Genomic DNA, 6,301 nt, shown 5'->3' on the forward strand with positions numbered 1-6,301 from the left:
ATACGGTTGGGGGGGGGGGGGGGGTCTCCCAAACCCCCCCCCGCCCGGCGCGGGGGGGTGCCGCCCGGCCCCCTCCGCCTCGACCGGGCGGGGGTCTGGAACGTGCCGTGCAGCGGCACGTTCCAGCCCGTCCGGGGACGTGCACCGCAGGGTTGCCGGGCCCCCTACGGGGCCACCGCGAAGGCTTCTGCTCCGAGCAGGCTGCAGCCGTAGCGGGTGGCTCGGGTTTCGCACGTGACCCGGACGAAGCGGGCCGGGGCGGCCGCGGGGTCCAAGCGGACGGAGTCGACCCCGCCGCGGGAGACGACCGTCGCCGACGGATGCCAGCCGACACCGTCCGCCGAGGTCTCCACCCGGAACCGGGACGGGTACGCCTCCTGCCAGCGCAGCCGCAGCAGCCCGATCCGCGCCGGAGCCGCCAGCTCCGCCTGCCACCACGCCCCGTCGGCCGCGGGCGAGGACCAGCGGGTGGCCGGGGAATCGTCCAGCGCCCCCGATGCCGGGAACGCGGGTGTCTCGTCGGCCGAGGACGAGGCCACGGCGGAGCGCAGCAGATTCGGGCCGGCCGTGCGCGGATGGGCGCGGACCTTCAGCGTGTGCGTCTCGGAGCCGAAGGTGACCGGAACCTCGTAGGTGCCCGGCGCCGTGCCCGCGGCCACCGTGACCTCCACCGGGACGGTCGCCGTCGTACCCCGCGCGGCCGCGGCCGTCGTCGGCAGGCGCACCGAGATCCCCGGCGGCGGCGTCGCCGACAGGGGACCGCGGACCTCGCCGGGACGCAGCGCGGACAGTTGCGCCGGGATCCGCTGCGGGGCCCCGCCGATCTCCGCGTCCACGCTCGGCGCCAGCTCGAAGCGGGCCTCCGGGCCGTCCGCCGTCCACGGGACCACGCTGTGGACGGCCGGAGCCGGGCCCGACCAGACGAGCCGGACCGCGTCGGCCCGTAGACCGCCCACGTCCGCCTGGGTCCAGCCCGACGACGCCGCCTCGGCGACCTTGCGCCAGCCCTCTCCCGGTACGTGGGCCTCGATCACCGCGCCCGGGCTGCCGGGCGGCAACGGGTCGGTCATCACGGTCACCACCGACACCGGCCGGGCCCCGGACAGCTCGACCGTCCACGCCCCGGCCTGCCGGGTCACCGTGCCCGGCGTGCGGGCCGCGCCCGTCCACGCGTCGGCTTCGGCCGCGGCCCGCGCGAGGAAGGGGTCCAGCACCGCCTTGTCGACCCGGGCGGCTTCCGGCCCGGACAGCGCCGCGCGGGCGGCGGTGAGGGCCTGCGAGGCCCGCCAGGCCGCCGCCCCGTCCCCGCGGCCCTGCGCCTGGAGGACGTCGAGCGCCAACTCGCCGGCGGCCCCGTAGCGCGCGAGCCGCGACAGCCAGGGCCCCGCCTCCCCGGCGAGGTCGGGCAGCCGGTCCGGGGCCTCGCGCAGCACGCGGAAGGCGGCGCGCAGCCGCTCTCCGGCCGCCGGGTCACCGGAACTCCGGGCCCGCCAGAACTCCTCCATCAGCGGGACCAGGTAGGCGGACTCGGGCTGCGCGAGGCCGGAGGAGGCGTTGTTCCCGGCGAGCGCGGCCAGTGCCTCCCGGGCCTTGGGGTCGGCTCCGGCGAGCGAGGCCACGGCCGCCGCCCAGGAGTCGGCGGCCCGGTAGCCGCGCGGGTTCCACGTGAAGTCCGCCGCGGTGAACAGCGGGATGCGCGACAGGGTGCCCTGGGGCATCGCGTTGGCCAGTACGGCCGCCGAACCGCCCGCGACCACCGGGTCCCGTCCCGCGTAGGGGCCGAGGAAGATCCGGCCCGGATCCCAGTCGTTGACCGGGTAGTTGTCCATGGTGACCAGCCGGTGCTGCCCGAGCGCGGAGCGCGCTCCGGCCATCTCCGGCCCGGTGATGGTGCGCGGCACCACGCCGACGCCCGTCCAGGCCACTTCCACCCGGTCGTCCAGGGCCTCGGCCAGTGCGGTCCGGTAGGGCGTCGCGCCCTCCTGGTAGTACTCCGTCGGCAGCAGGGACAGCGCGGGCGCCCCCGGGTAGCGCCCGGCCAGGTGTGCGGCCAGCTCGCCCGCTACCTCCGCGTGCGCCTTGGCGGCCGCCGCCGGGCCCCTGCCGTACCGCTCCCGGTCGGCCCGGCAGCCCCACTCGGTGTAGCTGACGTCCTGGAACTGCACCTGGAACGCCCGGAACCCGAGGTCCCACATGGCGTCCAGCTTGCGGGCGAGCGCCGCCCGGTCGGCCGAGGATGCCAGGCACATCGACTGTCCGGGCGCCACCGCCCAGGCGAGCACGACCTTGTTGGCGCGCGCCCGGTCGGCCAGCTGCCGCAGTTCGGCCGCTTGCGGCGCCGGGTAGTCGCGGCGCCACTCCGTGGTCCGGTACGGGTCGTCGCCGGGGGCGAGCAGCAGCCGGTTCAGCTTGGTGCGGCCCATGAACTCCACCTGCGCGAGGCGCTCGGCCGCCGTCCACGGAGTCCCGTAGAACCCTTCCGTGATCCCGCGCACCGGGGTGGACGGCCAGTCCCGCACGAGGACCCCGGGCACCTTCCCGCCGCCCTGGGCCAGCAGTTGACGCAGCGTCTGCGCCGCGTGGAACAGTCCGTCCTCGCCCACGCCGGCCAGCGCGACCGTGTCCCGCCCCTCGGCGCGGCCCACCGCCAGCCGGTAGCCGCCGGCCGGCAGGTCGCCGGCCGCGTCCGCGCCCAGGGCCCGCAGCGCCCGCTCGGTGCCGCCGCCCTCGCCCTGCCCCTGGAGCCGTACGACGGGTCCCGACCCGGGCAGCGGCTCCCCGTCGGCCCGCTCGTGCAGGATCCGTACGCCCGCCCCGCGCAGGGCGTCGCGCACCAGCCGGGCGGCGTCCGGGTCCACGTCCGCGGGCAGGACCAGGACGGCCTCGGCGCCCAGCGGCACCGCGCGCGCCGGGTCGGCGGCCATGGACTGCGGCCGGGGATGCACCGCGGGGCCCTCGGCGGCGGTGCGCGCCGGAGCGGAGCCGGGGTCGAGCACGGGGAGGGGTGCCGGGTCGCGCAGCGCGGCGGGAGCCGCCGCGGTGCCGGGCGCGGCGGGTGCGTCCGGCGCGTCCGGCGAGGTCGGCGCGGTGACGGCGGTGGGGGGACCCACCACGGCCGAGCCGCTCAGCAGCGCACCGATGACGGCGACCGCCGCGGCGGTGGCCGTGGCCCGCTTGCTGCCCCTGATCTGCACGGAGCCACCCCGTCCCGAGTCGTCCCCCGCTCGTACGAACGAGCCAGAGCCCACCATCCGTACGGCCGGGGTGTCAACGCCCGCGGGTGATCTGACCTGGATCGGCCATGAATGCGGTGCCGCCGACTGGGTAGGGCTGGGATGTTCTCCGGGCCGTGCGCCGGGGGATGTTCACGGCGGTCCCGCACGCCGGGGCGAGGGCTCCGGACGTGTGGTGATCGGCGCGGAGCTCCGCAACACCTCCCGCACACGGCTCGAACGCAGGCACGTCTGTACGGATTCACGGACCGCACAGGAGAATTTCCACTGTCGGTGGTGCGCGGACGGCGCGCGGACCGACACAGTGGGAGCCGTCCACGGGTCCTGATCGATCCTCACGTACGAAGGAGTACCTGCCGGTGAACACCGAGGCCGTGAAAACCGAGAACGCCACCGCCACCACCGTCATATCCGACGCGTCCGTCGCGTCCGCCCCGAAACGGCGTCCGCCGCTCGCCCACCTGCCGGCCCAGTCCGGACCCGACGAACGGCCCCTCACCAGCGAGCCGTCGATCGCCGACGCCGCGCACGCGCCGTTGACCAGTGAGCCCCCGCTCGCCTGCGAGGCCCCGCTGACCAGCGAGCCGAGCACCCATGCCGCGGCGGCAGCCGCGGGTGACTAGACGACAAGGAACCTGATGGACGACCTCGCCCGGCTCGCGGCCCTGTACGGAGTCGCCACCACCTACCAGCCCGCCGAGGACGTCACCCTCCGGGTCCCGGAGGCCACCGTCGCCGCCGTTCTGCGGCAGTTGGGGGTGGACACGGACACCCCGGAGTCCGTACGGGCACACCTCACCGCCGCCGAACACGACGCGGCGCACCGGCTGTTGCCGCGCGTGCTGGTGTGGTGGGCCGGATCCCGGCCGCCGGTGGAGCTGGGCACGCTCCCGCCGGGGACCCGGACCGTGCTGGAGGCGGAGGAGGGCGGGCCGTCGGGGGACGCGGGCAGCCCCGTCCCCTGGAGCGCCGCCGACGCGGGGGAGCCGACGCTCGGCGTGCACCGGATCCACGCCGAGGCCCCCGACGGGCGCACCGCCACCGCCACCCTGATCGTGGCCCCCGACCGGGCCCCGGCGGCGCCCGAGCGCACCCACGGGCTGCTCGTCCAGCTCTACTCGGTGCTCTCCGAACGCTCCTGGGGCATGGGTGACCTGGGCGACCTGGCGGAGCTGGCGCGCTGGGCGGGCCGCGTCCACGGAGCCGGCTTCGTCCAGGTCAACCCGCTGCACGCGGCCGTGCCCGGCACCCCGACCGACCCCTCCCCCTACCGGCCGTCCTCGCGCCGCTTCCCCGACCCGGTGCACCTGCGGATCGAGGACGTCCCCGAGTACGCCGACTGCCCGGACCGGGCCGCCCTCGCGGACCTGGCCGGCCGGGGCGCGCAGCTGCGGCGCGAGGTGCTGGAGAAGGGGGCGCTGATCGACCGGGACGCCGTCTGGTCCCTCAAGCGGGCCGCCCTGGAGCTGCTGTACGCCGTCCCACGCAGCCCCGAACGGGAGGCGGCCTACGGGGAGTTCCGTGCCGAGCAGGGCGAGGAGCTGGACCGGCACGCCGCCTGGTGCGCCGGGCACGCCGGGGAGGACCCGCAGGCGCGGGCCGACTTCCACCGCTGGCTGGTCTGGCTCACCGACGCCCAGCTCGCCGCCGCCCAGCGGGCCGCCAAGGAGGCCGGGATGGCGGTGGGCATCGTGCACGACCTGGCCGTCGGGGTGCACCCGGAGGGCTCGGACGCCACCGGGGCCCCCTGCGAAGCTCCCTTCGGGGCTCCCCACTACGCCCGGGCCGTCTGCGTCGGAGCCCCGCCGGACGCCTTCAACGCGCGCGGCCAGGACTGGGGTCTGCCCCCGTGGCGGCCCGACCGGCTGGCGGCCACCGGGTACGCGCCGCTGCGGGCCCTGCTGCGGGGGGTGTTCCGGTACGCGGGCGCCCTGCGCATCGACCACGTCATGGGACTGTTCCGGCTCTGGTGGATCCCGGAAGGGACCCCGCCCGCCGAAGGCGCGTACGTCTCGTACGACGGGGAGGCGATGCTCGCCCTGCTGGTCCTGGAGGCGCACCGGGCGGGGGCCCTGGTCATCGGCGAGGACCTCGGCACCGTGCAGCCGGGGGTCCGTCAGGCGCTGGCCCGGCGCGGGGTGCTGGGCACCTCGGTGCTGTGGTTCGAGCGGGACTGGGGCGGTGACGGGGAGCCGCTGGAGCCGGAGCGCTGGCGGGCCGACTGCCTGGCCACCGTGACCACCCACGACCTGCCCCCCACGGCCGCCAAACTGGCCGGCTCCCACGTGGAACTGCGGGACCGGCTGGGCCTGCTGACCCGCCCGGCGGAGCGCGAGCGCGCCGAGGACGCGGCCGACACGGCACGCTGGCTGGACGTACTGGAGGACCTCGGGCTCGACACCAAGGGCGAGGAGGCCGCCGTACGGTCCCTGTACGGGTTCCTGCTGCGCACCCCGGCCCGGCTCGTCGGGGTCTGGCTGCCCGACGCGGTGGGGGACCGGCGGCCGCAGAACCTGCCCGGCACCTGGGACCAGTACCCCAACTGGCGGCTCCCGGTCGCCGACGCGGAGGGCAGGCCGCTGTCCCTGGAGGCGCTGGCCGCCTCGCCGCGGGCGAACGCCCTGCTGGGGGCGGTGCGGGGGGCGGTGGGAACCCGTACGGCACCCCCGGGCGCGCGCGGCGTTTAGGTGTTCGCTACGTTTGCACCGTGGACAAGAAGAACGCTCTGCGCGCCGGCGCCGTCACGGCCGGAACGACGCTGATGATGCTGCTGATGACGTCTCCGGCCCTCGCGGTCACCCGTGACGACGGCGACGACCCGGGTCCGGGCCTGAGCGTCGCCGAGACGCTCGGCCTCTACGTGGCCCTGCCGATCGTGCTGTTCCTGGTCATCGCCGGTCTGGTGATGGTCGGCGACAAGTCGCGCAAGACGCAGAACGAGAGCTGACCCCAGCGAGCCCGACCCCTCCGGGGGTTCCTCGCTCGAACGATTCTTACGGGGCGCCGGCCATCACCAGACCGGCGATGACCAGGAACAGCACGATCGGCAGGGCCACGTAGAGGCAGAG

General features: G+C 76.5%; 4 protein-coding genes. 3 read left to right on the forward strand and 1 reads right to left on the reverse strand.

Annotated features, from left to right (window positions below; translation table 11 throughout):
- Positions 1-164: 164 nt before the first annotated feature.
- Positions 165-3,194, reverse strand: coding sequence for a beta-N-acetylglucosaminidase domain-containing protein (locus ABZY57_RS10180; RefSeq protein WP_356510114.1), 3,030 nt, complete (start codon positions 3,192-3,194; stop codon positions 165-167).
- Positions 3,195-3,592: 398 nt separating this feature from the next.
- Between ABZY57_RS10180 and ABZY57_RS10185 the strand changes: the two genes are divergently transcribed.
- Genes ABZY57_RS10185 through ABZY57_RS10195 form a run of 3 tightly spaced genes read left to right on the forward strand, consistent with a single transcriptional unit; the run spans position 3,593 to position 6,180 of the window.
- Positions 3,593-3,856, forward strand: a complete 264-nt coding sequence (locus ABZY57_RS10185) for a hypothetical protein (protein WP_356510115.1) — start codon at positions 3,593-3,595, stop codon at positions 3,854-3,856.
- A gap of 15 nt (positions 3,857-3,871) precedes the next feature.
- Positions 3,872-5,920, forward strand: a complete 2,049-nt coding sequence (locus ABZY57_RS10190; RefSeq protein ID WP_356510117.1) for a 4-alpha-glucanotransferase — start codon at positions 3,872-3,874, stop codon at positions 5,918-5,920.
- 20 nt (positions 5,921-5,940) lie between these two features.
- On the forward strand, positions 5,941-6,180 hold the full coding sequence (locus ABZY57_RS10195; RefSeq protein WP_356510119.1) for a hypothetical protein: 240 nt from the start codon (positions 5,941-5,943) through the stop codon (positions 6,178-6,180).
- Positions 6,181-6,301 lie beyond the last annotated feature (121 nt).

Source organism: Streptomyces sp. NPDC006450 (genome assembly GCF_040612195.1).
Taxonomy (GTDB): domain Bacteria; phylum Actinomycetota; class Actinomycetes; order Streptomycetales; family Streptomycetaceae; genus Streptomyces.

Excerpts from the sequence above, each read along its gene's own strand:
- ABZY57_RS10190 (WP_356510117.1), top strand. The coding sequence starts at position 3,872 with ATGGACGACCTCGCCCGGCTCGCGGCCCTGTACGGAGTCGCCACCACC.